Below are 24,454 nucleotides of genomic sequence, written 5' to 3' on the forward strand. Positions count from 1 at the left end.
GAATATATTCTTAATTTTTTAATATCGGTTAATAAAGTTTATTTTATGAAAGTAACTAATATAAAAAATTTATTAGCTTGCAAGATTTTTATATAAAAAAAATTTACAATAGGTTTTAACAACAATACATTTTTATTGGTTATTCTGCGATAAAACAAATAAGAATTTTTAGACTAACTAACTTTTTTAACTGAATATTTTGTAGAAAACAAATTAGTTTAAATTTATCTCTATGAAATAAAATATAAGATAATGATAATTATTTACTTTGAGAAATAAAAACCTAATTGATAATAAAGGCGTAAATTAATGTCACAAAAACCTGAATCACTTAAAGATAAAGAAACTAAAAATTTTTCTGAGTTTTCACAATTAGCAGATTTTTCTTTAATGAATTCTCTCAAAGCTGATCCTCATTCAACAAAAAACGGTAATGATCACAGGCCTAGGCCAGTTTATTCAGGTCATTATGTTCCTGTCACCCCAACACCAATTCCAGAACCAAAATATATCGCTCATAGCAAAACATTGTTTGATGAATTGGGATTAAGTTCTGATCTTACAAAAGATAAAAAGTTTTGTAGTTTTTTTTCAGGAGATATCGAAGTTTCAGAGTACCCAATGCGACCCTTTGGCTGGGCAACGGGGTATGCATTGTCTATTTATGGCACTGAATATACTCAGCAATGTCCTTTTGGGACCGGTGATGGATATGGGGATGGTCGAGCAATTTCTGTATTCGAAGGTTTATTTAATGAAAAAAGAATGGAGATGCAACTAAAGGGAGGTGGTCCTACACCTTATTGTCGTGGTGCAGATGGCAGAGCAGTCCTACGATCAAGTGTTCGCGAATTTCTTGCACAGGAATTCATGCATGCCTTGGGAATTCCCACTTCAAGATCTTTAATACTTTATGTATCAGGAACAGAAATAGTTAGAAGACCATGGTACTCAAAGGGTTCAAAGTACTATGAGCCTGATATCATGCTTGATAATCATGCGGCGATTACTACTCGTGTTGCTCCATCATTTTTACGTGTAGGCCAGATTGAGCTATTTGCTCGCAGAGTTCGAAGTAATTCTCATAATGAAGCTTTTAATGAGCTAAAACTTATAGTGCAACACCTTATAGATAGGAATTATAAAGAAGAAATTGATCCCAGCAAATCATTTGCTGAGAAGATTATTAAGTTGGCTTATTTATATCGAGAAAGACTCATATCACTTGTCAGTAATTGGATGAGGGTTGGTTATTGCCAAGGGAATTTTAATAGCGATAATTGTGCGGCTGGAGGATATACTTTGGACTATGGTCCTTTTGGTTTTTGTGAATTATTTGACCCAAGATTTCAGCCTTGGACTGGAGGTGGAGAACATTTTTCATTTTTCAATCAGCCTTTTGCTGCAGAAATTAACTTTAAGATGTTTTGTTTATCTCTCAAACCTTTACTTTTAGAAAATAAAAAAGACATAGAAAAATTAGAGCAAATCAAAAATGATTTTTCTAAAGTAATGAACAAAAAAATTCAATTAATGTGGGCACGAAAGCTTGGTTTAGAAAAATACGAAGAAACTCTTACCCACGAACTTTTCAATCTTATGTTTACCTCTAAGGCTGACTTCACTATTTTCTTCAGAAAGCTTTCCAATATTCCCGAAAATATATCTTCTCTAAAAAAGAGTTTTTACGTACCTCTTACTGATGAACTTGAACAAAAATGGAACATTTGGCTCAAAAAATGGCAAGACTTTATCAAAAAAGAGATTGATATTAAAGAAATATCAAAATCAATGAGACAAGTAAACCCAAAATTTACTTGGCGTGAATGGATGATAGTTTCTGCATATGAAGATGCTGAGGAGGGTAACTATAGCAAAATAAAAGAATTACAAACTATTTTAAGCAATCCATATGAAGAGCAATCTTTGGAAACAGAGCAAAAATACGATCGCCTAAAGCCAAATCAATTTTTCAATTATGGAGGTATTTCACATTACAGTTGTTCATCTTAATAAAGATATTTTTTAATTATTGAAATTAGTAAATGATTAAAATATATTCTTTATTTGTTGATTGACATTGGTATCCTATCTGCTCATATTGAGCCAATTTTTTTATTGCAAGAATATTTTCAATACTTTTATCGTAATGTTATCAGCCATTAATACTTTAAAAAAATATCTAAGACTTTACATGGATTTTTTACATAAAACTTTTGCATGATTGAACTAGGCTAAATTGACACATAGCAAAAGAGGAAAACAACTATAATGACGCTAAAGTGAGTAATTTTTTATAAAAGTTAAACATTTACAAAATAAGTGAAGTTATTAAAGGCACACAAAATCTTCTACTTTTTATAAAGTTTTTCTAATTTTTTTATTTCCTCCCTTAATACTTTGCCTTTCTCATTCAATTTATTATTTTTATTAATTAATGGAATAACCCACCAAGCTTGGAGACCAAAAAAAACAAATATTAAAATTATCAAATCAGGAGTTCCAGGCGACATAAATATCTTAAATGATTTGTTTAATGAGTTAATCCACAATAAAAGTCGATTATTACTTTTAACAAACAAACTTTATAAGTCTAAGCAGCTTCCAAGTCAATACGAAGTTCCTTACTCTTATATATTACTGCCTCTTTAATATTAATTAATTTTTTTATTCGCTCTTGCCTTTCCTTATCCGTTATTAAGGAATTCTCTATAACCTCTTGTATTGCTAAGCTGATTTTCTGAAGCTGAAACTCTAAATCCTCTCTATGATTCATTTTTTTTTGAGATAATTGTTTCCCAATTAAAATAGAAGTTTTTAAATAGTAAATAAGTACTTAACCCAAAAAAAGTTGACAGAAAGACGCATTGAACATATAACTAATAGTACATATGTATTATATTAACAATGGCACTTGGCGGAGCTAATGTATGGTCCAATTTCTCTTACGGCATTCGTATTGATACGCCCAAAGGCTGCCTTCTTAATGCCGAAGGCAGCAGACTTATCTTCTTTGAAAGAAGCAGAAAATCACCAAAGAACAATGTCAAAATCTTTATCCATTTATTTTACACAAATCACCTTGGAGAGCCCGCAGGACTAAAATCCACTAACCAGCTCAATTTAGACGAAGCTTGGGTACAATGGCATGAACTTCAAGAACATGGATGGACAGAAGTTGCTCACAATTTTGGCTAGGAGAACATCTAAAAGCTGAATTCATCATGCTCTCATAAGAACACTTAATCGAATCAGGCGAAATCAAACCGAAGGACCTAGTAAAGTAATTTTCAAACATTCAAGAATGAGAATCAACCTTGAAATAAACACGGTCTAAAAGACAAAAAGCAAAAAGTTACCACACATTTTTAACACAATTGTACCTTAATTGATACAAACATTGTAAAATCAGGCTTTTGAAGCCTATTTGCTTTACATTTGTTAATCCTCATGTTACATTAATTAACAATCTAGCAATTAGTAATGGCTGACTCACAAGTAACAACAGAATCAGGTGGAAGACAGAATATGTTTCCAGCTGAAACACGTCCATACATTGATGAATCCGTCTCTTATGATGGTTATCCTCAAAATGCTGAGAAGATTAATGGTCGTTGGGCAATGATCGGTTTTGTTGCTTTGTTGGGTGCTTACACGACAACAGGTCAAATTATTCCTGGAATCTTCTAAAAATGGAACCAATTACGCCTGAACTATACAAAAAGTTGGTTAAAGCATATGAGTCTAATAGATAATTTTTATTATTAAAAATTTCACTCACAAAATTCCAATTTAATACCAATTAATAATTTAAAGACTAAAAAAATTTATTCCATAAAAATCTAATGGCATGTTTACAATGATCTGAATAATCATCGAAATTGGAACAGGATTAATTTTGTGGCTAATTTTACCTGATATATTTTAGATCTTCATATCAAATAACCACAAAGAAATTAAATAAAATAATTAAAACCTAAATATTGGCAAAATGCTGAAAAAACTAATGTAAGAATGTCAATGATGAGATTTTTAGCCCTCATAGTCAATTAAGGATAATTTGGACGGATATACCAAGAATTTCCAATAAGAGCTTTGATATCTTCCTCATTTCTTTACTTTGTATTTTTGTAAGCGCCAGTAATAATGATTGAGAAAGATAAAAAAGAAGTTAACCAGAAAAAAAGGTTTGAGTTTACTTTTTCTTACTATCAATAATATAAAATTTATATTTTTAGTTTAATTAAACTGAATAACTAATTATCAACCAAGATTTTGAAAAATAAAGTCACATTAATCTTAAAAGTTTGACTTTTAATAGACTCTAGAGTTTTTAAAGAGATACTATATTACCTTTTAAATATTTTGCTCTCTAAATTAATTGTCATGAGTTTTCAAACAATAAGGAAAATAGTAAGCCCTTTTTAATTTCATTAAATTGTTACTGTTAAAGGAGAACGTTTAAGCCAAAAAAGCCTATTATTTTCAACTCTTTAGAATAGTTTCAAATAAAATTACAAAATTTCTATAATTTGATAAAGTTTAAATCCAAAATATTATTATTTCTTCCTATTGTTTAATCCACCTCTCTTAATCCACAAAAACCAAGTCAACCAAATGGGAGGAATAAACTTTATTAGAGATCCAATCTTATATACATAAAAAGGGGCATTATCCCCAATAAATAAATTCAAGATCATTGAAGATAATAATACCCAAATTAGAATAATAAAAATATTTGCTCCCAATAAAGCAAACTTATTTTGCCTAAATATTTTTGGCATAAAATAAAAAGTTATTACACCAATATTAAATCAAAGTAGGATATAAAAGAATATTTTTCAAAAATACTTCAAATTTAAAATCCATAACCAAATAAAAAATATATTAAATTTTATCCCCTCACCTAATAAAATCCCTAAAAAATAAGGTGGGAAAAAGAATATCGAGCAAATTGAAATCAAACTAAAAAGAGCAAAAGAGCTCCTAAGGAAAATATTCTTTCTTTTTTTTCTTCGGAGTTGTTTTAAGAAATTCCACTCCCATTCGATTAAACCGTAAAATTTCTCAGAAAATAAAAATAAATATTTCATAAATGTTAATTTTCATTTGTTTTTGAGTCATGTAACTCAATTTTTCCAGCAAGTCTCTTAAACCATACCAAGATGAAGATCTTTTCTCAGCTCTTTAGTAATTTCCTGCTTTCCTTTTGATGTTAATTTATATCTCCTTAATAATTTTCCTAAGGTTTTTGAATTTATAGAAATCCAAGCATTCATTATTTATTCCTCGTTTTAATTTTAATAGACTAAATTTCTAATCTTAGCAATAAACTTTAATTCCTTCCTCAGAAATATAGTAAATTTTATCGTCTGAACTAACGAAAAAAGTTAGACCTTTATATTGAGATCTACCAAATTTGATTAATCTATTCTTATGTAAATACCAATTATTAGTATTAATATCAGGATTATTTGCGAGTTCCTTTGGGGAAGTTATTAAAGATGAAAAATTTTTTGTTTTAATTATTCGACTATTTTTTTTCTTATAAATCAATAGAAGAAATATCGCGATAAAAAATAGGAAAATTGAAAAAAGAACTAATAATTTTGTCATTATCCAGCACTCAAGAATTTTGTTTAATAATTACTTTATTAATAAAATAATTAAGTTAAACATATAGATAGAAAAACTTGTTTTGATTATTGCATTTTTGAATACTTAATATCTGTAAAAATAAAATATTTGTGTAGCCACAAATTTAAGCTAGTTCAAACCTTAATGAAAACTTATTTAGCTATGAGATTTGATAAGAGATTAAAAGTAGATCAAATTTATTAAATAAATAACTGATTGAGTAGACCTAAATAAAAATTTTAGAGGATATTACAAATATGGGAGTGATATCATGCAAAACACTCCAAATTTACCCCAGCCGAATTATTAATATTTGGGCTTAATTACTATATTGGCTTAAATCTACTTAGTAGCTAGTTTTCAATAACATGTCTTAATTTTATCAATATTTTTTTTCGAATTTTTATTTGATATATAAAAGAGCGAAACTCAGTTTTGAAAGTCCTTTGTTAAGTGCAAGAGAAAATAAAATTAATCATTTAAACAAGATCCCCAATTAAAACTTTTCGATTGAAGCAATTCTTACAAAAAAAAGAAAGCCTAATTTTTTTCCTTTATAAATCTTTTGTTTTGAAATATTATATTTAGCAGTATTACTTTATTTTTATTCTCACATAAAAAATGACTAACTACTAAAAATAAATTTTTACCACAATCATCTATAGTCACAATGTTATTAACTCATTATTGGGGAACTGAGGTCTCAATTAGAACTATTGGTTTAGCAAATGTTATTTTGAAGAATATTGGTTATTCGATTTTGGGGGAGGACCTATGTCTCAAGGTTAAAAGCTATAAATTGGGAGAAGAATTGGATCCTTTTGGTATGGAATTGTGGAAAGATGGTAGAGAATTTGAAGTTAATTCAAAAATTAGAAAATATGACGATTGCGATCTATCTACTTTATTAAGTAAAGGGAAAAAACAAAACGAGAGTTTAATTTATGAAGGACTTTTTCAAGAGGGCTGGTTTCTTAAGGAAAATGAAGAACGTATTAGGAACATGTTCAATCTACCAAACGTTAGTATAAGAGATCCAAATGACATGATTGTTTTTGTAAGACTTGGAGATGTTGCTCATATAGCACCTCCTTATTCCTATTATCAGGATGCTATTGAAACAATTCAACGAGACCTTTCACCTAAATCCAAATCTTATTCAAATGTCTCATCAATGAATAATAGTTATATCGCAACAGATTCGCCCAATCACCCAATAGTAAAAAGACTAATAAAGAAATATTGTCTTAAATTAGTAAAGTATAACGATGTAGACACTATTCTTTTTGCGAGAGAATTTGACAATATAATTCTTACCGCTGGTACATATAATTGGCTTGCAGCATTCTTGTCTAAGGCGAAAAATATTATCTACCCTGAACACGCGCATTTCTGGCATGGAGATATTTATGGAATATTTAATTGGACAAAAATCAAGTGGAGAAGTAAGGCTCCATTAAGATATCTAATTATCAACAGATATTTTCAACAATATGACGATTTTATTCATTTTTATCGTTACTTAAAGAGGATCATTCGAGGTGTAATAATCTCTCCTGCTATTAAGATAAAAGGCTTTTTAAGAAAGATAGGCAATTTTAAATTTTAACGTTACTCGAATATAAATTATTAATTAGATAATCCAAAATTAATATTCAGCATTTATCTTATTTGCTAGGTTTTAATTAAATAAATAGTCCTAATTATGTTAAAGCTTCATTTAGGCTGCGGGAAGAGGTATTTGAAAGGATATAAGCATATCGATTACTCTTCTTACGACCACATTGACCATAAACAACCTATCTACCCCTTGCCATTTATTAAAGATTCAAGTGTAGATGAGATTTATTGCTCTCATGCATTGGAATATTTTGACTACAACGAGGGAATCAAAGTATTGAATGAATGGAAGCGCTGCTTATCCGAGGGTGGAATTTTAAGATTGTCAGTCCCCGATTTTGATCAGTTGATCAAAGTCTACGAACAGAATAATAACGACATAAACTCAATTATTGGTCCTGTATTTGGTCGTTGGGAAGTAGAAGAAAATAAATTTATATTCCATAGAACAGTTTACACAAGACAGAAATTATTACAGGCTTTAGAAAAGGTTGGTTTCAAAGAAATATGTGACTGGGATCCATTAGAATTTCATGGATGTGAGTCAAACAGTTTCGACGATTATTCAAAGGCTTATTTTCCCCATATGGATTTTGCAAAAGGCTTTCCAATTAGTCTTAATATTCTTGGAAAAGTCTAAATTACTTATGCAAGTAATTTTTAGTTTATTATTCCTTAATTAACTTTGATTGAAAAGGAAGTTAGCAAAATACTATATTTATTTATTTTATTATTTTATATGTAAATCTCATTCTTTAGATAAGGCTTATAAAGTAGATTAACTATATGAGTAACAAAAATGTCATGTCATTGACAGCAGATGATAATTCAGTAATTAAAACTATTTATTCAATTATAGAGCCAGACATAATGCTTCATCAAGTCGTTAAACCTAAAAATACATCCCCAGGGAGGATAAATGTTTCTCCAGATCATGAATCACTTCAGGTTGCTCATATTGGATTAAAATTCAACCAAACGTTTAAACCTCATAGGCATGTTTTTCATGATAGAAATATGCCTATGGCTCAGGAATCTTGGGTAGTAATTTCGGGGAAAGTAAAAGTATTTCATTATGACTTGGACGACAATATAATTAATGAATCTATTCTTCTTCCAGGTGATTGCACGATCACTTATAGGGGCGGACATAACTATTTAGCTTTGGAAGATAAAACTGTTGTGTATGAGATTAAAACTGGGCCTTATCACGGAGTTAAAAATGATAAAACATTTATATAAAATTCACCTCATTAACCTGTAAAATAAGATTTTCTTGTTGAATTATGACCAAGGCATTTATCACAGGTATAAATGGTCAGGACGGATCATATCTAGCAGAACACCTTTTATCACTTGGTTACGAAGTAGGCGGACTTGTAAGAAGAAGCTCAGTTGCTGAAAATCAGACTTATAGAATTAATCCTATAGAAAGTAAGTTAAAAACATATTATGGCGATTTAATTGACCAGAATTCACTAGCAGATGCCTTTCGACATTTTAAACCTGATTTGATTTTTAATTTAGCAGCTCAAAGTCATGTCAGACTTTCTTTTGATATGCCAGGTTTTACTGCACAAGTAAATGCAGTTGGTGCTTTAAATGTTTTTACTGCGGCCAAGGAGAATTGTGAGGGTGCAAGAATCTATCAAGCCAGCTCCTCTGAAATGTTTGGAACTTCAGTTGACCCAGATAATTATCAACGAGAAACTACACCAATGCATCCCGTAAGTCCTTATGGATGTTCAAAATTATATGCATATAGTATTGCTAGAAATTTCCGAAGAGCCTATGGTCTTCATATTTCAAATGGCATCCTTTTTAATCACGAATCCCCAAGGAGAGGGACAAATTTCGTGACAGCTAAGGTTGTAAAAGGTGCTCTTGACATTAAATACAAAAAAGAAAAATTCCTAGAATTAGGGAACCTAGATTCATACAGAGATTGGGGACATTCTTACGACTATACGAAAGCAATGATTAAATTATTAGAATATAGTGAACCTTTGGATATCGTTATATCTACTGGGAAAGCCCACTCAGTCAAGGATCTATGTAAAGTGGTTTTTTCGAAACTTGGCATGGATTATGAAGAACATATAAAAATCAATCCTAAATTCCTCCGCCCTCAAGAACTTCCATACTTACAAGGAGATTCGACAAAAGCAAAACAAATCCTTGGATGGGAACCGGAATTTACTTTTGAAACTTTAGTTGAAGATATGATTATGCATTTTGAGGCCTCTTACAAATAATGAGAGAGCCTTTAAATCAATATGAACCTGATATTACAGAGGATGATATTGCAGCAGTTAATAAATACTTAAGGTCTGGAGGTTACGTCACTGAGTTTAAAAAAACCAGAGACCTAGAGAAATCAATATCAGAATATTGTCAAACAAATAATGCAGTCATTTTCCCAAATGGAACGCTAAGCTTATTAGCAATCTTAAAGAGTTTGAATATAGGGAGAGGGGACACCGTAATAGTGCCAAACTATACAATGGCTGCAACGGCTTTTGCCGTTATTGAGACAGGTGCTGAAGTAATATTTTGTGATGTTGAATTACCTTCTTGTTGTATATGTTTTGATTCCTTTAAGAAAGCTATTGAGTGTCAAAGGAAAAGACCAAAAGCGGTTATGTTAATGTCCGCCAATGGCAGATATCCTAGTTATGAAATTAATGAATTTATTTCTTTTTGTACAAATAAAGGTATTGAGGTTGTAGAAGATAGTGCTCAATCTTTAGGCTCAAAGTATAAAGATGGTCAACATATAGGAACAAAGGGTGTGGCCGGGAGTTTCTCCTTTTCAATGCCTAAAATCATCACGGCAGGTCAAGGAGGGGCGGTCATCTCTAATGACGAAAACCTTATCTTTAAATTAAGAAGTTACAGGGACTTTGGAAGACTATCAGGGGGGAATGACCTACATCCAGAAATTGGACTAAACCTCAAATATACTGACTTGCAAGCGACATTAGCATTATCTCAAATCAATAGAATAGACCGTTTAGTAGAAATAAAAAAAAGAAACTTTAAGCTTTTAATAGATTCAGTACAGAGTGAATATCTTTATATAAATCAAAATGATCTAAAATATACGACACCTTGGTTTTATGAGTTGATGACTCCACATCGAGAAAGCCTAATTAATTGGTTATCTGAACAAAATATCTTTACTAGAAATATGTATCCTGAGTTAAATCGTCAAGGAGCCTTTTCATTTCATCATCAGCATAAACATGAGTTTAAAAATAGCAGTTTTATCAGTCGTAATGGTCTTTGGTTGCCATCCCACACTAAACTTAACCACAATGATATGAACAGAATTATTGAGGCTTTAAATACTTTTAGACCTGTGTAATTTGGGTAAAACTTTATTAATAGCAATTGATAATCACACGTTAAATAAGAACTCCATAACATCTCCCTCATTCACTACATATTCTTTCCCTTCACTTCTTAGTAATCCCTTATTTTTAGCGTTAGCCATAGAACCTGACTCTAACAAGCTTTTATATGAAATTGTCTGAGCTCTAATAAATCCTTTTTCAAAATCAGTATGTATTACTCCTGCCGCTTGAGGTGCTGTCATTCCATCTTTTATTGTCCAAGCTTTTGTCTCTTTTTCTCCAGTTGTAAAATAAGTTTTTAATCCTAATAATTTATAAGTAGATTTTATTAAGGATTTTAATCCTCCTTCCTCTACACCTAAACCTATGAGGTAATCCTTTTTATCTTCAGGCCCTAACTCAATTAATTCAGATTCAACTTGTGCTGATATTTTTATACATTCTGTATTTTCAGTTTTTGCTAACATTTGGACTTTTGAAGAGAGATTATTACCTTCAGCTAAATCATTTTCATTTAAGTTAGTTGCATAAATAATTGGTTTTGCAGTAAGGAATCCCAATTGTTTAATCATTAAATTCTCTTCAACGCTCAAAGATATTGATCTAACTGAAAGACCTTTTTGTAACTTATCCTCAATTTTTTCTAATAAAGCATCTTCCTGTTGTGCTTCTTTGGATGTTTTAACTTGCTTCTTAATTCTTTCTCTCCTTTTTTGAAGCTGAGTTAAATCAGCTAGATTTAGCTCTAAATTAATAATCTCAATATCTTCTAATGGATCAATTTTTCCTGAAACATGAATAACTTCACTATCTTCAAAACATCTTACGACATGAATAATTGCATCAACTTCTCTAATATTGGATAAGAACTTATTGCCTAAACCCTCTCCTTTACTGGCACCTTTAACGAGACCTGCAATATCGACAAATTCAATCTTGGTAGGAATAACATTTTGACTAGAACTTAATGTAGCTAACTGATGCAGCCTATGATCAGGTACTGAAACGATACCTTTATTTGGTTCAATAGTACAAAAAGGAAAGTTTGCAGCTTGGGCTTTTGCATTTTCAACAAGTGCATTAAATAAAGTTGATTTCCCAACATTTGGTAATCCTATAATACCGGCTTTTAACATTTGAAAAAATTTATAGATAAATTAGTCAAGGAATCATCTTCTTGTAATATAGAGTTTACTTAACCAATCATGGATAAGTTAATCATAATCGTTTCGATTATTCACTATAGTTTCTACATATCCTTATTGCCTGCCTAAACAAAAGATATGCTTAATTTAATAAAAAGATTTTTAAATATAAAAAATGGAATCATATTAATTGTACTAACAACTTTTTTTGTCTTTTTAAGTAATTCCTTTAAGAAAAACAAATCAAAAGACATATCCAATTTTGTAGTTCCCGTTGAAAAAGGAATTCTTTCTGAATCAATTAACACTAGTGGAGAAGTAAAGGCAACAAGAACAAGCAATATCGGTCCAAGAAAACAAGGAATAATAAAAGAATTAAAAGTAAAAGAAGGTGATCTTGTAAAAAAAGGCCAGATTTTGGCTACTCTTGATGATGAAGATTTCATCTATAAACTTGAAGAACTTGAATTAAATTTAAAAAAACAAAAGTCTCAATACTTGAGAAGAGAATTTTTATATAAAGAGGGGGCAGTGAGTAGAGAGGATTATGAAAGCTATAAAAATAATTACAATACAAGTGAAGCTAAATTTAGTGATGCAAAAGCTGAAGAAAATTTTTATTTAATAAAAGCTCCATATCCAGGGAAGATAACAGCTAAATATGCAGAGATTGGGGCATATGTTACACCCAGTACAAATTTAAGTTCAGACTCTAAAAATAAAAACTTTATTTTTGAATTATCCGAGGGTCTTGAAATAATTGCTAAAGTTCCGGAGAGTGATATTGGAAGGATAAAAAAAGGTCAAGAGGCCTCTGTAAGGATAGAAGCTTATCCCTCAAATAAATATAGTGCAATAGTAAAAAAAATAGCTGAGAGGGCAGTTAAGGATAATAATGTCACTTCATTTGAAGTAACGTTGAAATTCAAAGAAATTTCTGAAGAAATAAAAATTGGTATGACAGCAGATCTTGAATTTAAAGTCAAAAGTAATGAAGAAAAGATCTTAGTTCCAACAGTTTCTATTGTCACTGAAAAAGGTGAAAAAGGTATTTTAAAAGTAGATAAAAATAATTATCCTAAATTTGAAAAAATAGAAATAGGTATTAGCAGCGGTAATAAGACTTCAATAATTGATGGTTTAAAACCAGGAGAACAAATCTTTATTGATATTCCACCTTGGGCGAATAAAAGAAAATGAGTTTGAAATCACAAGACTCAAAAAAACCAGTTTTACTTTTAGTTGATGGACATTCTCTCGCTTTTAGAAGTTTCTATGCGTTTAGCAAAGGAGTTGATGGAGGATTAACCACTAAAGAAGGATTCCCAACAAGTGTCACTTATGGATTTTTAAAAAGCCTTCTAGATAATTGCAAAAAAGTCAGTGCTGAAGGAGTTTGTATTACTTTTGATACAGAAAAACCAACTTTCAGACATGAATTAGATCCAAATTACAAAGCCAATAGGGATGTAGCTCCAGATGTTTTTTTTCAAGATATTGAACAACTAGAAATCATCTTAAAAGAAAGCCTTAATTTACCTATTTTCAAATCCCCAGGATTCGAAGCTGATGATCTATTAGGAACAATCGCTAATGATGCATCCTCAAAAGGTTGGTGTGTAAATATTCTTTCTGGGGATCGAGATTTATTTCAATTAGTTGATGATCAAAAAGATATTTATGTTCTCTATATGGGCGGAGGTCCTTATGCTAAAAGTGGGAATCCGACTTTAATGAATGAAAACGGAGTCAAAGAAAAACTAGGAGTTTATCCAGATAGAGTTGTCGATCTTAAGGCCTTGACCGGCGACAGTTCTGATAATATTCCAGGAATAAAAGGTGTAGGACCAAAAACTGCAATTAATTTATTAAAAGAGAATGATACCTTAGACGGTATTTATAAAACCTTGGATATTATTCAAAAAAATGAGGATAAAAAATATCAGGGATTTATAAAAGGAGCCGTTATGGAAAAGCTAAAAAATGATAAATTCAATGCTTATCTTTCAAGAAATTTAGCAAAGATAGATGTTGAAGTTCCCTTGGTATTGAACAATGGATATGAACTAAATGAAATAAATCAAGACTCTCTATCGGAATCCCTTAAAAAACTTGAATTATCAACTTTACTGAGGCAAGTTGATATTTTCAATTCAGCCTTTAGTAAAGGTGGTTTTAATAAAAATAATGAGGAAAAACATAAGGACAAAGAATCAAAAGATTCACCGTCAACAGATTTAGAAGAAATAGAAAATAAACTCCCAAAAATCAAAGTAAATATAGTTAATGATTCAGAATCACTAGATCAACTCGTTAAAAGATTAGAGATTACTAAGGAGATTGTTGCCTTAGACACTGAGACAAATAGTTTAAATCCTCTAGATGCAGAACTTGTTGGTATAGGTTTTTGTCTTGGCGAAGAGAGTAATGATCTGTTTTATATACCCCTTGGTCATCAATCGCAAAAAGATGAGATGAATCAATTAGCAATTGAAGATGTATTCCTTAATTTAAGAACTTGGATTGAAAGTCCAGAGAAAGAAAAAACTCTTCAAAATTGTAAATTTGATAGACAAATATTTTATAATCATGGGTTAAATCTAAGCGGAGTTACTTTTGATACCCTACTAGCAGACTACATTCTCAATAATCAGGAAAAGCATGGATTAAGTGAAATTTGTTTTAGAGAATTTGGATTTAAGCCACCATCTTTTAAAGAAACAGTTGGAAAAAATAAAGACTTTTCATTTGTCGACATTAATCATGCAAGTATTTACTGCGGTTATGATGTATTTCTAACTTACAAAATTGCGAAAATTTTTAAAGAAAGATTTAGAAAAGAAAAAAAAGAATTAACAAAATTATTTAAAGAAATCGAATTACCTTTAGAGCAAGTTTTATCAGGAATGGAGATGAGTGGCATCAGCATAGATATCACTTATTTAAATGAACTTTCTAGAGAATTAAAAAGTACCTTAGCAAATATTGAGGAAAATGTTTTTGAAATAGCAAAACAAGAATTTAATTTATCTTCTCCAAAACAACTTGGCGAAATATTGTTTGATAAGTTAAATCTTGATAAAAAAAAATCAAGGAAAACAAAAACAGGTTGGAGTACTGATGCAGTTGTTCTCGAAAGATTAGTTGAAGAACATGAGATAATTCCCTATCTAATAAAACATAGAACTCTTAGTAAACTTTTAAGTACATATATTGATGCTCTTCCCAACCTAATAAATAAAAAAACTGGAAGAGTTCATACTAATTTTAATCAAGCAGCCACCGCCACTGGGCGATTAAGCAGTAGCAATCCAAATCTTCAGAATATCCCTGTCAGAACCGAATTCAGTAGAAGAATAAGAAAAGCCTTCTTGCCTGAAAAAGGTTGGAAATTATTATCAGCAGATTATTCTCAAATTGAATTAAGAATATTAGCTCACTTAGCCAATGAAGAAATTCTTATAACTGCGTTCCACCAAAATGATGATATTCACTCTTTAACAGCGCGATTAATTTTTGAAAAGAAAGATATAAATTCTGACGAAAGAAGAGTTGGTAAAACTATTAATTTTGGAGTTATTTATGGAATGGGAATAAAAAAATTCGCACGTTCTACAGGTGTAAGTACGACAGAGGCAAAAGAATTTTTAATTAAATACAAAAAAAGATATGCCAAAATTTTTAAATTTCTAGAACTTCAAGAAAGGCTTGCTCTCTCAAAAGGTTATGTAGAAACTATTTTCGGAAGGAAAAGGGAATTTAAATTTGATAAAAATGGTCTTGGTAGATTAATCGGAAAAGAACCGTATGAAATAGATTTACAAACTGCTAGGAAAGCTGGAATGGAAGCTCAATCATTAAGAGCCGCTGCAAATGCTCCTATTCAGGGTTCTAGTGCTGACATTATAAAAATAGCTATGGTTCAATTAAACAAAAAATTATTAGAGATGAATATTCCAGTTAAAATGCTTTTACAAGTTCACGATGAATTATTATTCGAGGTGAAACCAGATTTCTTAGAAATAACAAAGCAATTAGTTAAAGAAACTATGGAAGATTGTGTAAAATTAAAAGTACCACTTCTAGTGGATATTGGAGTTGGAAATAACTGGATGGAAACCAAATAATCTTCAAATAAATACTTTTTAATATGATCAAATTATTTAATACTTTAAGTAAAAACGTTGAAGTTTTTAAACCAATAGATGAAGAAGTAAAAATATATTGTTGTGGCGTAACTGTTTATGATTTATGTCATCTTGGGCATGCAAGAAGTTATATAGCTTGGGATGTCTTGAGAAGATTCTTAATTTATAGTGATTACAAAGTTAAGTTCGTCCAGAATTTTACTGATATCGACGATAAGATTTTAAAAAGAGCAAAAGAAGAAAATAGCTCTATGAAGCAGGTTTCAGAAAAAAATATTGCTGAATTCCATAAGGATATGGATGCCCTAGGGATTATGAGGCCAGATAGTATGCCTAAAGCTACAAATCATATTTGCAATATTTGTTCATTTATAAAAGTACTTGAGAAAAAAGGTTTTGCATATGCCAGAGGTGGAGATGTTTATTATTCTGTTTTTAAAAATAAAGATTATGGAAAACTAAGTAATCAAAATATCCTAGAGCAAAATATAAATCAGCAAGGCAGGATGACTTCAGATGAAAGCAACAAAAAAAATAATCCCCAAGATTTTGCTCTATGGAAAAAAGCAAAAGAGAATGAACCATCTTTCGATTCACCTTGGGGGAAAGGCAGACCTGGATGGCATATTGAATGTTCTGCGATGGTAAAAGATGAATTAGGAGAAACAATTGATATCCATTTAGGAGGGGCTGATCTTATTTTTCCTCACCATGAAAATGAGATTGCACAATCTGAATCAGCTAATAATAAAAAGCTTGCAAACTATTGGCTTCATAATGGGATGGTCAATGTAAATGGGCAAAAGATGAGCAAATCTTTGAAAAACTTTACGACCATTAGAGATTTATTAGATTCAGGGACAAGTCCAATGACCTTAAGATATTTTGTTTTAACCGTGAACTATAGAAAGCCACTCGATTTCACTGATGAGGCTTTGAAAAGTGCCTCCGAAGCATGGAAAACAATTAATGTCGCACTTTCTTTTTTCGATATTACTAAAAAAGAAAATCTATCGATTGAGGTAAACGAAACGAATGAATTTGTTGAAGAAAAATATAAAGAAAAAATCAATTATGAAATATCTCAAAAAAAGATAAAATTTACTAATGCTTTAAATAACGACCTCAATACAGCAGGAGCAATTGCAATTATTTATGAATTAGCTAAGCCACTAAAAAACTTTATAAACCAATTCCAAAGAATTAAAAATCTTGACATTAATACTAATGAAAAATTTCATCTTAGAGAAACATTAAAAACATTAGAAGAACTTACCCAAGTGCTTGGATTAAAAAAAGAAGAAATAATAATCGAAAACAAAATCACCGAAGAACAAATAATATCGCTTATTAATAAAAGATTGATCGCAAAAAAGGGAAGAGATTATGCAGAAGCCGATAAAATAAGAAATTCATTAAAGGAAAAAGGCATAGAACTTATAGATCAATCCACTGAGCTAACAACATGGGTTAGGCTCTAAATTTTAAGAAAAAACCCAATTTAAAATTTTTATTTTTTAAATTCACCTTTAAGTGGGAAAATATTATAAATATTAGAGAAAATTGAAATACATCACTGTACTTGGTTCAACAGGTTCAATAGGAACACAAACTCTGGAAATAGTAAGAGAACTTCCCAACAAATTCAAAGTGGTGGCTCTTTCAGCAGGGAGAAATATAGACTTATTGACGGAGCAAGTTAGTCAGCATAAACCAGAAGTAATTGCTATCGACGATGAAAATCTTTTAACAGATTTAAAAAATAATATTAACAATTTAGGAATAAGTAATCCTCCAATAGTTTTAGGTGGCCGAGAGGCAATTAATTCAGTCGCAGCATGGGATTCTGCTGATACCGTAATTACTGGGATAGTAGGATGTGCTGGACTTATTCCGACGATGTCAGCAATTAAGGCCAGTAAAAATATTGCTCTTGCCAATAAAGAAACATTAATTGCAGCGGGCTCAGTTGTTATTCCTGCTTTAAAGGAAAACAAAAGTAGACTTTTGCCTGCAGACTCTGAGCATTCAGCTATATTTCAATGCATACAAGGATTACCTAATTATGAAAATGCCGATTTTGTAACAGGTCAAATCCCAAATGGTTTAAAAGCTATTCATTTAACAGCCTCAGGAGGTGCTTTTAGAGATTGGGCAGTAGAAGATTTAAAAAATGTCACAGTAGAAGATGCAACTTCTCATCCAAATTGGAGTATGGGGAGAAAAATAACTGTAGATTCTGCCACTCTTATGAACAAAGGATTAGAAGTTATTGAAGCACATTATCTATTTGGTACACCCTACCAAAATATTGAAATTGTCATACATCCTCAGAGTATCATTCATTCAATGATTGAGATGGAAGATTCTTCTGTCTTAGCTCAATTAGGATGGCCTGATATGAAACTCCCAATTCTATATGCAATGAGTTGGCCAGAAAGATTCAGAACCAATTGGAAAAGATTTAATTTAACTGAGATTGGCCAACTTACATTTAAAAAACCAGATGAAGTAAAATATCCATGTATGGGACTTGCCTACTCAGCTGGAAAATGTTCAGGAACTATGCCTGCAGTTCTAAATGCTGCAAATGAAATGGCTGTAGATCAATTTCTTAAAGAAAAAATTTCTTTTCAAGAAATCCCTACTTTTATAAATAAGACTTGTGAAGCACATATTAATAAACTCAACTTAAATCCAAATTTAGAAGATATTCTAGAGGTCGATAATTGGGCAAGGATTTTTGTTCAAGAAGAAATCAAAAAAGGTAAAAAATATATAAATGTAGAATAAATCAAAATCTAATGATGGATACAAAAACAGCTATTTTTGGTAGAAGAACTATTCATGCCTTTAATTCCAACAAAGTACCCGAGAAATTAATTTTTGATGCTATAAATGCTGCAAATCAAGCTCCCTGTCATAAATTAACTTTTCCTTGGAGATTTTATTCCATTAGTAAAAGTAAAAGAAAAGAAATTTTAAAACTCGCAATTGATATTAAATCTTCACAAAAATCATTAAATGAAAATTCCAAAAAAATTATTAGAGATAAATTCCTAAATCCCTCACATTTGATAATTTCAACTCAAATTTTGAATAACGATAAATTAATTGAGAAGGAGGATTATGCTGCTTGTTCATGCGCTATCCAAAATTTAGCAATATCCCTTTCTTCAAATGGGGTGAGTATAAAGTGGTCCACAGGAGAAATTATAAGAAGTAAAGAAATATATAGCATAGTTAATATTGATTCTGAATCAGAAGAAATAATAGGATTCATTTGGGTAGGATATGGCAAAATAGGTCCGAAAATTACAAGACCATTGATAAATGAGATTTATAAACAAATTTAAAAATTAAATTTCAATAAAACTTTTAATAATTGAGAACCTTGAGAAGTAAAAAAAAATATATTTGAGAGCAATAAAAGTCAAGATCAATATCTCAAACCTTGCTAATTATATCTATAGATAAACAAGTAAATATGAACTCTAGGAACTATAAACAATCAAAAAAGGAACTTAAATCTTGGGCTGAATTTATATTGGAAGAGATAAAAGATAGACCAGAAGATTATGAAGATATTGATAGGGAAGAAGATTTTTGATATTAAATTTAATCTTCTTAAAGAATATATTTATCAATAATCAAATTTTTCAACTCTCATTTCATTAATGAGAATCCAATCGAAAAGTATTTTTCTTCTTTTCTTTTTTTTTTCGGTTTTTTTTTTTTTGAAAAATAACTTTAAAGATATTTGTATTATTCAAATACTTAAAAGCCAATTCTTAACTGCTTCATCAGACCAACAACCATAATCTGAATGAAAACCGTTATGTCCTCCTTTATTAGTAATTAGAATATTGAATTTATCTAATGATTCATCCAAAGAATTTTTCAAATTTAAAGTAGATTTATAAGGAACCCAAGGATCGTTTCTAGCATGTATTAAAAGAGTAGGAGGAAGATTCCCCATTAATTTTTTAATTCTAAATATTGGGGAAGCTTTATAATAATAATCTTCTAAAGATTTAAAGCCCCAACTTGGTGCAGTAAATTTAGCATCAAATTCTCCTATCGTTTTTAAACCTTTAATTGTTTTGCTCAATTTACTTTTAGACCGAAGATTTCCTTCATTTTGATATCCATCCCATAATTGTTTTTTTAAACGTTGCATTAACCATTTTTGATATAAAAGATTTCTAGGCCTTTCTATACAATTGCTACATGAAATCAAATCTAAAGGGCTGCTCACACAGGCTAATCCATCTATTAATTTTTTACTATTAGTTGAGCGATAGTCTAGACAGGCATTAAGAAGAATTGTTCCGCCAAGAGATAACCCAACTCCAAATATTGGAATATCCTCTTTATTATCAAAAAAATCTTTTAACTCGTTATTAAGAATTCTTTTAAAAAAGTTAAGTGCCGAAATAATATCATTCGAACATCTTGCGGAATAATTTCCTTTTGCTAAATATCTTGCTGAACCAGCTCCTCTTAGATTTAATTTAAGAACTCCAAATCCATTTTTTACTAATTTTCTAGCAATTCTTTTTAAACCAAAACGCTTAGTAGACCCCCCTAATCCATGAGTAATAATTACAATCCCTCTTAAATAATCAAAGTCTTCTGGCAACTCCAATAACCCCAAAAGATAATCACCCTCAAATTTTTCTGAGAGAATATTATTTATTGGTAAAAGGATTTTTTTATTTGTTTTTGCCTGAACAACATCAAAAACGAATGTATCTCTTAAAGTTTGTAGATCTCCTCCTAACCAAGGGAAAGCCTCATTAAAAGGGTATTTCTTTAAATAATCAGAGAAATTCAAACTAGATATTACTATTTATCACCAACGCCAAGATCCTTTAATTCTGAAATCAACTCACTTAATACTTTTTTTGCATCCCCAAATACCATTGAGGTATTAGGTAAATCAAATAAATCATTTTTAATGCCCGAATAACCTGCACTCATTCCTCTTTTGATAACAAATACAGTTCTTGCTTCTTGTACATCAAGAACAGGCATTCCATACAGAGGAGAACTTTTATCATTTTTTGCCTGAGGATTAACTACATCATTTGCACCTAAAACTAAAACAACATCTGTTGCTGGGAATTCCGGATTAACAATATCCATTTCTTTAAGCTGTTCATAAGGAACATCAGCTTCTGCTAGTAAAACATTCATATGTCCTGGCATTCTGCCTGCTACTGGATGAATTGCGTATACAACTTCTATTCCATTCTGTTCTAGCTTTTTTGTTACTTCTCTCAAGGTATGTTGAGCTTGAGCGACAGCAAGACCATAACCTGGAACGACTATTACCCTATTTGCAGCCTCTAATGTTAAGGCGCATTCTTCAACACTACAAGAAGTTATATTTGTGTATTCACTTGATCCAGAAGAAGAAATACTTTGCTGGGATAAAGTACCTCCAAAAAGGACAGAAATCAGAGACCTATTCATCCCTTTGCACATTACCTGAGTTAAAATTAAACCGGCCGCTCCTACCATTGCACCAGCGACAATCAAAAGCTGACTATCTACAACGAAACCTGCAGCTGCAGCTGCAATACCTGAATAGCTATTTAATAAAGATATGACAACAGGCATATCTGCTCCACCAATCGGCAACGTAACCCCAATCCCTAAAAGAGTAGAGGCTATAACTAAAAGCCAAATCGAACTAATGTTACCGCTTATTAAATATATGAAAGCTACAAATGAAGTCACCCCAAAAACAATATTTACAAAATGCCTAGCTTTAACCTGAGTCCATCTTGGTGTGGACAGCCAACCTTGTAATTTTGCCATAGCCACAATTGAGCCTGAAAATGTAATGGCTCCAACAAATATTGAAACTGAAATTGAAACATTATTAATAAAAGGCTCTAAAGATCCTGCTTTTGCTAATTCATTAAAAGGGAATAAAAAGGCACCAATAGCTACTAATAGAGAAGACATTCCACCAAAACCATTGAACAGAGCTACAGTCTCTGGCATTGATGTCATTGGAACCTTCTTAGCAAGCAAAGTTCCAAATAAACTACCTACTAGAGATCCAACAATGATCCATATCCATGATTGAGCGGGGATTCCAGAAGTACCTAAGTAGTAAGAGAGCAAACCTACAACTGAAAGAAACATAGCAAATGCTGCTAATATGTTGGCTTCTCTTGCAGACCTGACTTTTGATAACCCCTTTATTCCAAGTGCTAGTAAAAGAACAGCTAGAAGATCTATGACGAATTTAATAATATCAGGAAGATTCATATCAATTAATTATTTATTTTTTGTAGGTTTGCGACTAAACATGGCAAGCATTCTGTCAGTAACAAAAAAACCACCTACAACATTGAAAAGAGCAAATCCAAGAGATATTGATCCGATTATTAATAATGGACTATTTGGCTCTGCTTTTATAATTGCAGTTAATGCTGCCAACATTGTTATTCCTGAAATGGCATTTGCTCCGCTCATTAAAGGGGTATGAAGAGTTGGAGGTACCTTTCCTATCAACTCCAAACCTAATAAACTTCCAAGCAATAAAACCCAGAGCAAGCTATCAAAATTCATAATTCAATTAAAACCTCAATTTTCAAAAACTTTGTTTTGAAGGATCACTCCTTCATCACTTAATAAACAGCCAGAGATTAATTCATCATCTTTGTCTAAATTAATTACACCATCTTTTATGAAAGGTGTAATCAAGGATGTTAGGTTCTTAGCATAAAGTGTACTTGCATCATATGGAACAGATGAGGGCAATTCACCAGCCCCTATAAGCTTTACACCATTCCTAATAATAGTTTCATTTGATTTTGTTCCTTCACAATTACCTCCTTGGGATACGGCTAGATCAATTACTACTGCACCAGATCGCATATTTGCAATCATATGAGAATCAATTAAAACTGGAGCTTTTTTACCTAAGACTTGTGCCGTACAAACAGCAACATCAGCTTCAGATAAATATTTAGTTAAGGTAGCCTTTTGTTTAGAAAGGAATTCAGGCGTAACAGCTTTTGCATAACCACCTGATTCCCCTGGTTTTTCGTCGATTTCAGGAAGTTCTATAAATCTTGCTCCTAGAGACTCAACTTGTTCTTTTACAGCTGGTCTAATATCCGACACGAACACAATAGCTCCAAGTCTTTTTGCAGTAGCAACTGCCTGCAATCCTGCAACCCCTCCACCAAGAACAACAACTTTCGCAGGCTGTATGGTTCCGGCTGCAGTCATCAGCATTGGAAAATATCTATCAAGTTCACTTGCTGCCAAAAGAACTGCTTTATATCCTGCGATATTGGCTTGAGAAGAAAGTACATCAGAGGATTGAGCTCTACTAATCCTTGGGAGTAATTCCATTGATAAAGCCGAGATCTTTTTACTAGTTATAGTTTTTTGAAGTTGTTTATTGGAATATGGATTTAAAAGGCCTAGCAGAATAGCACCTCTTTTTAACTTGCCTAAATTAGATTCAGAAGGCGTTTGAACACAAAAAACAACATCGGTATTCTCCCAAATATTTGCATTAGATTCAGTAACAATTTGACCTCCAGATTCTTTGTATAAAGTGTCATTAAACCCTGATAGTTCTCCTGCTGAACTTTCTACAAAAACTTCGCATCCAAGACTTTTTAATTTTTTCACAGCTCCTGGAGTGGCTGAAACTCTTCTCTCTCCAGAGACTGTTTCGATAGGAATGAGTATCTTTGTCAATTTCTATTATTTTTTTAAACATACTTAAGATAATTTGAATAAAGTCAAAAGTCTTGGAGTTTGAGTTTTGTTAAAAAAATATTTTCTTTTTTTTAAATCATGGCTATGAAAAATATATAAGTATTAACAATCAAATGAGCATAAAAGCTATCGAATGCCCAGACGGAGTTTGTCATAGTCATCATGGAGGCCATGCTGTTCCAAGACAAACTATGCAAAGAAATTTGGAAAAGCATGGGAAAGACTGGTGTGAAAAACTAGCCGAAAGAATTTATGAAATGTCAGTTGACACTTATTCTCAAACAGTGATGCCTAGCCTTCATTCATCAGGGTGGCAAAGAAGACATTTAGATTGGGAATTTAAATTAGCCGAAAATGATTCCGAACCTGATGAAGCTCTTGTTGAAGGAATCATCAATGCTACTGAAAGTTTTCTTAGAAGTAGTGAGGTCCATAGATTATTTATACAAGAACTTGTACAGGGTACATTTGAAGAGGCAAATGATAAAAAAATAATTTCTAAAGCTATAAAGTCTATTATCGAAGAGGAAATAGTTATTTCATTAAGAGAAAAAAAAGAAATTCTTTTAAAAAAAATATCTTCAAAATTAGTTTCAGAAGAAAAAGTTAGCGAGGAACTGGCAATCAATTCTGCTAAAGAAGGATTTGACGAAGTTGAAAGGTTACTTGTGAATCATACAGAGGCAGTTTAGAACCAATTCTTTATATTTTTTTTATATTTAAAGCAATTTCAAAGTCAAATATTAACTAATTATTAAATTATTGTTTGGAAGTACAAAGTTGTAACTTATAA

24 protein-coding genes are annotated in these 24,454 nt (G+C 31.1%); 15 read left to right on the forward strand and 9 right to left on the reverse strand.

Translation table 11 applies throughout. From position 1 onward, the window contains the following. The first annotated feature begins 309 nt into the window (after window positions 1–309). Entirely contained in the window at window positions 310–2,013 is a 1,704-nt protein-coding gene (locus P9515_RS06205; RefSeq protein WP_011820594.1) for a protein adenylyltransferase SelO family protein, read from the forward strand. 338 nt (window positions 2,014–2,351) lie between these two features. On the opposite strand, the gene P9515_RS09805 is transcribed toward P9515_RS06205, so the two are convergent. Beyond that, entirely contained in the window at window positions 2,352–2,513 is a 162-nt protein-coding gene (locus P9515_RS09805) for a hypothetical protein (RefSeq protein WP_011820595.1), read from the reverse strand. 80 nt (window positions 2,514–2,593) lie between these two features. After that, window positions 2,594–2,776 (reverse strand): hypothetical protein, encoded by a 183-nt coding sequence (locus P9515_RS06210; protein ID WP_011820596.1) that lies wholly within the window; start codon window positions 2,774–2,776, stop codon window positions 2,594–2,596. 131 nt (window positions 2,777–2,907) lie between these two features. On the opposite strand from P9515_RS06210, the gene P9515_RS06215 reads away from it, so the two are divergent. Both P9515_RS06215 and P9515_RS06220 read left to right on the forward strand, forming a co-directional pair. Continuing rightward, window positions 2,908–3,198 (forward strand): DUF1651 domain-containing protein, encoded by a 291-nt coding sequence (locus P9515_RS06215; RefSeq protein WP_011820597.1) that lies wholly within the window; start codon window positions 2,908–2,910, stop codon window positions 3,196–3,198. Between the two features lie 285 nt (window positions 3,199–3,483). Further along, window positions 3,484–3,690 carry a high light inducible protein gene (locus P9515_RS06220; RefSeq protein ID WP_011820598.1) on the forward strand — a complete coding sequence of 69 codons (207 nt, stop codon included), beginning with the start codon at window positions 3,484–3,486 and terminating at the stop codon, window positions 3,688–3,690. A 1,460-nt stretch (window positions 3,691–5,150) separates the two neighbouring features. On the opposite strand, the gene P9515_RS10070 is transcribed toward P9515_RS06220, so the two are convergent. After that, window positions 5,151–5,279: a hypothetical protein gene (locus P9515_RS10070; protein WP_011820601.1), complete on the reverse strand. Its 129-nt coding sequence runs from the start codon at window positions 5,277–5,279 to the stop codon at window positions 5,151–5,153. A 43-nt stretch (window positions 5,280–5,322) separates the two neighbouring features. Beyond that, window positions 5,323–5,616 (reverse strand): hypothetical protein, encoded by a 294-nt coding sequence (locus tag P9515_RS06235; RefSeq protein ID WP_011820602.1) that lies wholly within the window; start codon window positions 5,614–5,616, stop codon window positions 5,323–5,325. A 691-nt stretch (window positions 5,617–6,307) separates the two neighbouring features. On the opposite strand from P9515_RS06235, the gene P9515_RS06240 reads away from it, so the two are divergent. The 5 genes from P9515_RS06240 (at window position 6,308) to P9515_RS06260 (ending at window position 10,624) form a co-directional block, all read left to right on the forward strand. Beyond that, complete coding sequence (locus P9515_RS06240; protein WP_011820603.1) at window positions 6,308–7,246, forward strand: O-fucosyltransferase family protein; 939 nt, start codon at window positions 6,308–6,310, stop codon at window positions 7,244–7,246. Window positions 7,247–7,342: 96 nt separating this feature from the next. Continuing rightward, window positions 7,343–7,897 (forward strand): class I SAM-dependent methyltransferase, encoded by a 555-nt coding sequence (locus tag P9515_RS06245; protein WP_041710629.1) that lies wholly within the window; start codon window positions 7,343–7,345, stop codon window positions 7,895–7,897. A 146-nt stretch (window positions 7,898–8,043) separates the two neighbouring features. Further along, window positions 8,044–8,499 carry a WbuC family cupin fold metalloprotein gene (locus P9515_RS09205; protein WP_011820605.1) on the forward strand — a complete coding sequence of 152 codons (456 nt, stop codon included), beginning with the start codon at window positions 8,044–8,046 and terminating at the stop codon, window positions 8,497–8,499. Window positions 8,500–8,543: 44 nt separating this feature from the next. Beyond that, window positions 8,544–9,512: a GDP-mannose 4,6-dehydratase gene (locus P9515_RS06255; RefSeq protein WP_011820606.1), complete on the forward strand. Its 969-nt coding sequence runs from the start codon at window positions 8,544–8,546 to the stop codon at window positions 9,510–9,512. After that, window positions 9,512–10,624 carry a DegT/DnrJ/EryC1/StrS family aminotransferase gene (locus P9515_RS06260; protein ID WP_011820607.1) on the forward strand — a complete coding sequence of 371 codons (1,113 nt, stop codon included), beginning with the start codon at window positions 9,512–9,514 and terminating at the stop codon, window positions 10,622–10,624. The genes P9515_RS06255 and P9515_RS06260 overlap by 1 nt, the downstream gene beginning before the upstream one ends. A 33-nt stretch (window positions 10,625–10,657) precedes the next feature. Here P9515_RS06260 and ychF read toward each other — a convergent pair whose 3' ends face one another. Further along, window positions 10,658–11,749 (reverse strand): redox-regulated ATPase YchF, encoded by a 1,092-nt coding sequence (gene ychF, locus P9515_RS06265; RefSeq protein ID WP_011820608.1) that lies wholly within the window; start codon window positions 11,747–11,749, stop codon window positions 10,658–10,660. A gap of 147 nt (window positions 11,750–11,896) precedes the next feature. On the opposite strand from ychF, the gene P9515_RS06270 reads away from it, so the two are divergent. The 6 genes from P9515_RS06270 to P9515_RS10075 all read left to right on the forward strand — a co-directional run bounded on the left by P9515_RS06270 (window position 11,897) and on the right by P9515_RS10075 (window position 19,516). After that, on the forward strand, window positions 11,897–12,958 hold the full coding sequence (locus P9515_RS06270) for an efflux RND transporter periplasmic adaptor subunit (protein WP_011820609.1): 1,062 nt from the start codon (window positions 11,897–11,899) through the stop codon (window positions 12,956–12,958). After that, window positions 12,955–15,885, forward strand: a complete 2,931-nt coding sequence (gene polA, locus P9515_RS06275) for a DNA polymerase I (RefSeq protein ID WP_011820610.1) — start codon at window positions 12,955–12,957, stop codon at window positions 15,883–15,885. The genes P9515_RS06270 and polA overlap by 4 nt, the downstream gene beginning before the upstream one ends. Window positions 15,886–15,908: 23 nt before the next feature. Then, window positions 15,909–17,387 (forward strand): cysteine--tRNA ligase, encoded by a 1,479-nt coding sequence (gene cysS, locus P9515_RS06280; protein WP_011820611.1) that lies wholly within the window; start codon window positions 15,909–15,911, stop codon window positions 17,385–17,387. Window positions 17,388–17,469: 82 nt separating this feature from the next. Then, the gene (locus P9515_RS06285) at window positions 17,470–18,699 is read left to right on the forward strand and encodes a 1-deoxy-D-xylulose-5-phosphate reductoisomerase (protein WP_011820612.1); all 1,230 of its coding nucleotides are present in this window, start codon (window positions 17,470–17,472) and stop codon (window positions 18,697–18,699) included. Between the two features lie 14 nt (window positions 18,700–18,713). Then, window positions 18,714–19,262, forward strand: a complete 549-nt coding sequence (locus P9515_RS06290) for a nitroreductase family protein (protein WP_041710630.1) — start codon at window positions 18,714–18,716, stop codon at window positions 19,260–19,262. Window positions 19,263–19,393: 131 nt separating this feature from the next. Next, a complete protein-coding gene (locus P9515_RS10075; RefSeq protein ID WP_263969683.1) occupies window positions 19,394–19,516 on the forward strand; it encodes a hypothetical protein in 123 nt (40 codons plus the stop codon). 159 nt (window positions 19,517–19,675) lie between these two features. On the opposite strand, the gene P9515_RS06295 is transcribed toward P9515_RS10075, so the two are convergent. The 4 genes from P9515_RS06295 to P9515_RS06310 are packed head-to-tail and all read right to left on the reverse strand — an operon-like array spanning window position 19,676 to window position 23,640. Then, on the reverse strand, window positions 19,676–20,743 hold the full coding sequence (locus P9515_RS06295) for a YheT family hydrolase (RefSeq protein ID WP_011820615.1): 1,068 nt from the start codon (window positions 20,741–20,743) through the stop codon (window positions 19,676–19,678). 11 nt (window positions 20,744–20,754) lie between these two features. Next, the gene (locus P9515_RS06300; RefSeq protein WP_011820616.1) at window positions 20,755–22,191 is read right to left on the reverse strand and encodes an NAD(P)(+) transhydrogenase (Re/Si-specific) subunit beta; all 1,437 of its coding nucleotides are present in this window, start codon (window positions 22,189–22,191) and stop codon (window positions 20,755–20,757) included. 9 nt (window positions 22,192–22,200) lie between these two features. Beyond that, window positions 22,201–22,494, reverse strand: a complete 294-nt coding sequence (locus tag P9515_RS06305; protein ID WP_011820617.1) for an NAD(P) transhydrogenase subunit alpha part 2 — start codon at window positions 22,492–22,494, stop codon at window positions 22,201–22,203. Window positions 22,495–22,509: 15 nt separating this feature from the next. Continuing rightward, window positions 22,510–23,640 (reverse strand): Re/Si-specific NAD(P)(+) transhydrogenase subunit alpha, encoded by a 1,131-nt coding sequence (locus P9515_RS06310; RefSeq protein ID WP_011820618.1) that lies wholly within the window; start codon window positions 23,638–23,640, stop codon window positions 22,510–22,512. A 134-nt stretch (window positions 23,641–23,774) separates the two neighbouring features. Here P9515_RS06310 and P9515_RS06315 point away from each other — a divergent pair, with 134 nt between their 5' ends. Beyond that, window positions 23,775–24,353 carry a hypothetical protein gene (locus P9515_RS06315; protein WP_011820619.1) on the forward strand — a complete coding sequence of 193 codons (579 nt, stop codon included), beginning with the start codon at window positions 23,775–23,777 and terminating at the stop codon, window positions 24,351–24,353. Window positions 24,354–24,454 lie beyond the last annotated feature (101 nt).

Source organism: Prochlorococcus marinus str. MIT 9515 (assembly GCF_000015665.1).
Classification (GTDB): Bacteria; Cyanobacteriota; Cyanobacteriia; order PCC-6307; family Cyanobiaceae; genus Prochlorococcus_A; species Prochlorococcus_A marinus_P.

Excerpts from the sequence above, each read along its gene's own strand:
- P9515_RS06270 (WP_011820609.1), top strand. The coding sequence starts at position 11,897 with ATGCTTAATTTAATAAAAAGATTTTTAAATATAAAAAATGGAATCATA.
- P9515_RS06290 (WP_041710630.1), top strand. The coding sequence starts at position 18,714 with ATGGATACAAAAACAGCTATTTTTGGTAGAAGAACTATTCATGCCTTT.
- P9515_RS10075 (WP_263969683.1), top strand. The coding sequence starts at position 19,394 with ATGAACTCTAGGAACTATAAACAATCAAAAAAGGAACTTAAATCTTGG.
- P9515_RS06255 (WP_011820606.1), top strand. The coding sequence starts at position 8,544 with ATGACCAAGGCATTTATCACAGGTATAAATGGTCAGGACGGATCATAT.
- P9515_RS09805 (WP_011820595.1), bottom strand. The coding sequence starts at position 2,513 with ATGTCGCCTGGAACTCCTGATTTGATAATTTTAATATTTGTTTTTTTT.
- P9515_RS06300 (WP_011820616.1), bottom strand. The coding sequence starts at position 22,191 with ATGAATCTTCCTGATATTATTAAATTCGTCATAGATCTTCTAGCTGTT.
- P9515_RS06220 (WP_011820598.1), top strand. The coding sequence starts at position 3,484 with ATGGCTGACTCACAAGTAACAACAGAATCAGGTGGAAGACAGAATATG.
- ychF (WP_011820608.1), bottom strand. The coding sequence starts at position 11,749 with ATGTTAAAAGCCGGTATTATAGGATTACCAAATGTTGGGAAATCAACT.
- cysS (WP_011820611.1), top strand. The coding sequence starts at position 15,909 with ATGATCAAATTATTTAATACTTTAAGTAAAAACGTTGAAGTTTTTAAA.
- P9515_RS06235 (WP_011820602.1), bottom strand. The coding sequence starts at position 5,616 with ATGACAAAATTATTAGTTCTTTTTTCAATTTTCCTATTTTTTATCGCG.
- P9515_RS09205 (WP_011820605.1), top strand. The coding sequence starts at position 8,044 with ATGAGTAACAAAAATGTCATGTCATTGACAGCAGATGATAATTCAGTA.
- P9515_RS06260 (WP_011820607.1), top strand. The coding sequence starts at position 9,512 with ATGAGAGAGCCTTTAAATCAATATGAACCTGATATTACAGAGGATGAT.
- P9515_RS06245 (WP_041710629.1), top strand. The coding sequence starts at position 7,343 with ATGTTAAAGCTTCATTTAGGCTGCGGGAAGAGGTATTTGAAAGGATAT.
- polA (WP_011820610.1), top strand. The coding sequence starts at position 12,955 with ATGAGTTTGAAATCACAAGACTCAAAAAAACCAGTTTTACTTTTAGTT.
- P9515_RS06205 (WP_011820594.1), top strand. The coding sequence starts at position 310 with ATGTCACAAAAACCTGAATCACTTAAAGATAAAGAAACTAAAAATTTT.
- P9515_RS06305 (WP_011820617.1), bottom strand. The coding sequence starts at position 22,494 with ATGAATTTTGATAGCTTGCTCTGGGTTTTATTGCTTGGAAGTTTATTA.
- P9515_RS06240 (WP_011820603.1), top strand. The coding sequence starts at position 6,308 with ATGTTATTAACTCATTATTGGGGAACTGAGGTCTCAATTAGAACTATT.
- P9515_RS06210 (WP_011820596.1), bottom strand. The coding sequence starts at position 2,776 with ATGAATCATAGAGAGGATTTAGAGTTTCAGCTTCAGAAAATCAGCTTA.
- P9515_RS06315 (WP_011820619.1), top strand. The coding sequence starts at position 23,775 with ATGAGCATAAAAGCTATCGAATGCCCAGACGGAGTTTGTCATAGTCAT.
- P9515_RS06215 (WP_011820597.1), top strand. The coding sequence starts at position 2,908 with ATGGCACTTGGCGGAGCTAATGTATGGTCCAATTTCTCTTACGGCATT.
- P9515_RS10070 (WP_011820601.1), bottom strand. The coding sequence starts at position 5,279 with ATGAATGCTTGGATTTCTATAAATTCAAAAACCTTAGGAAAATTATTA.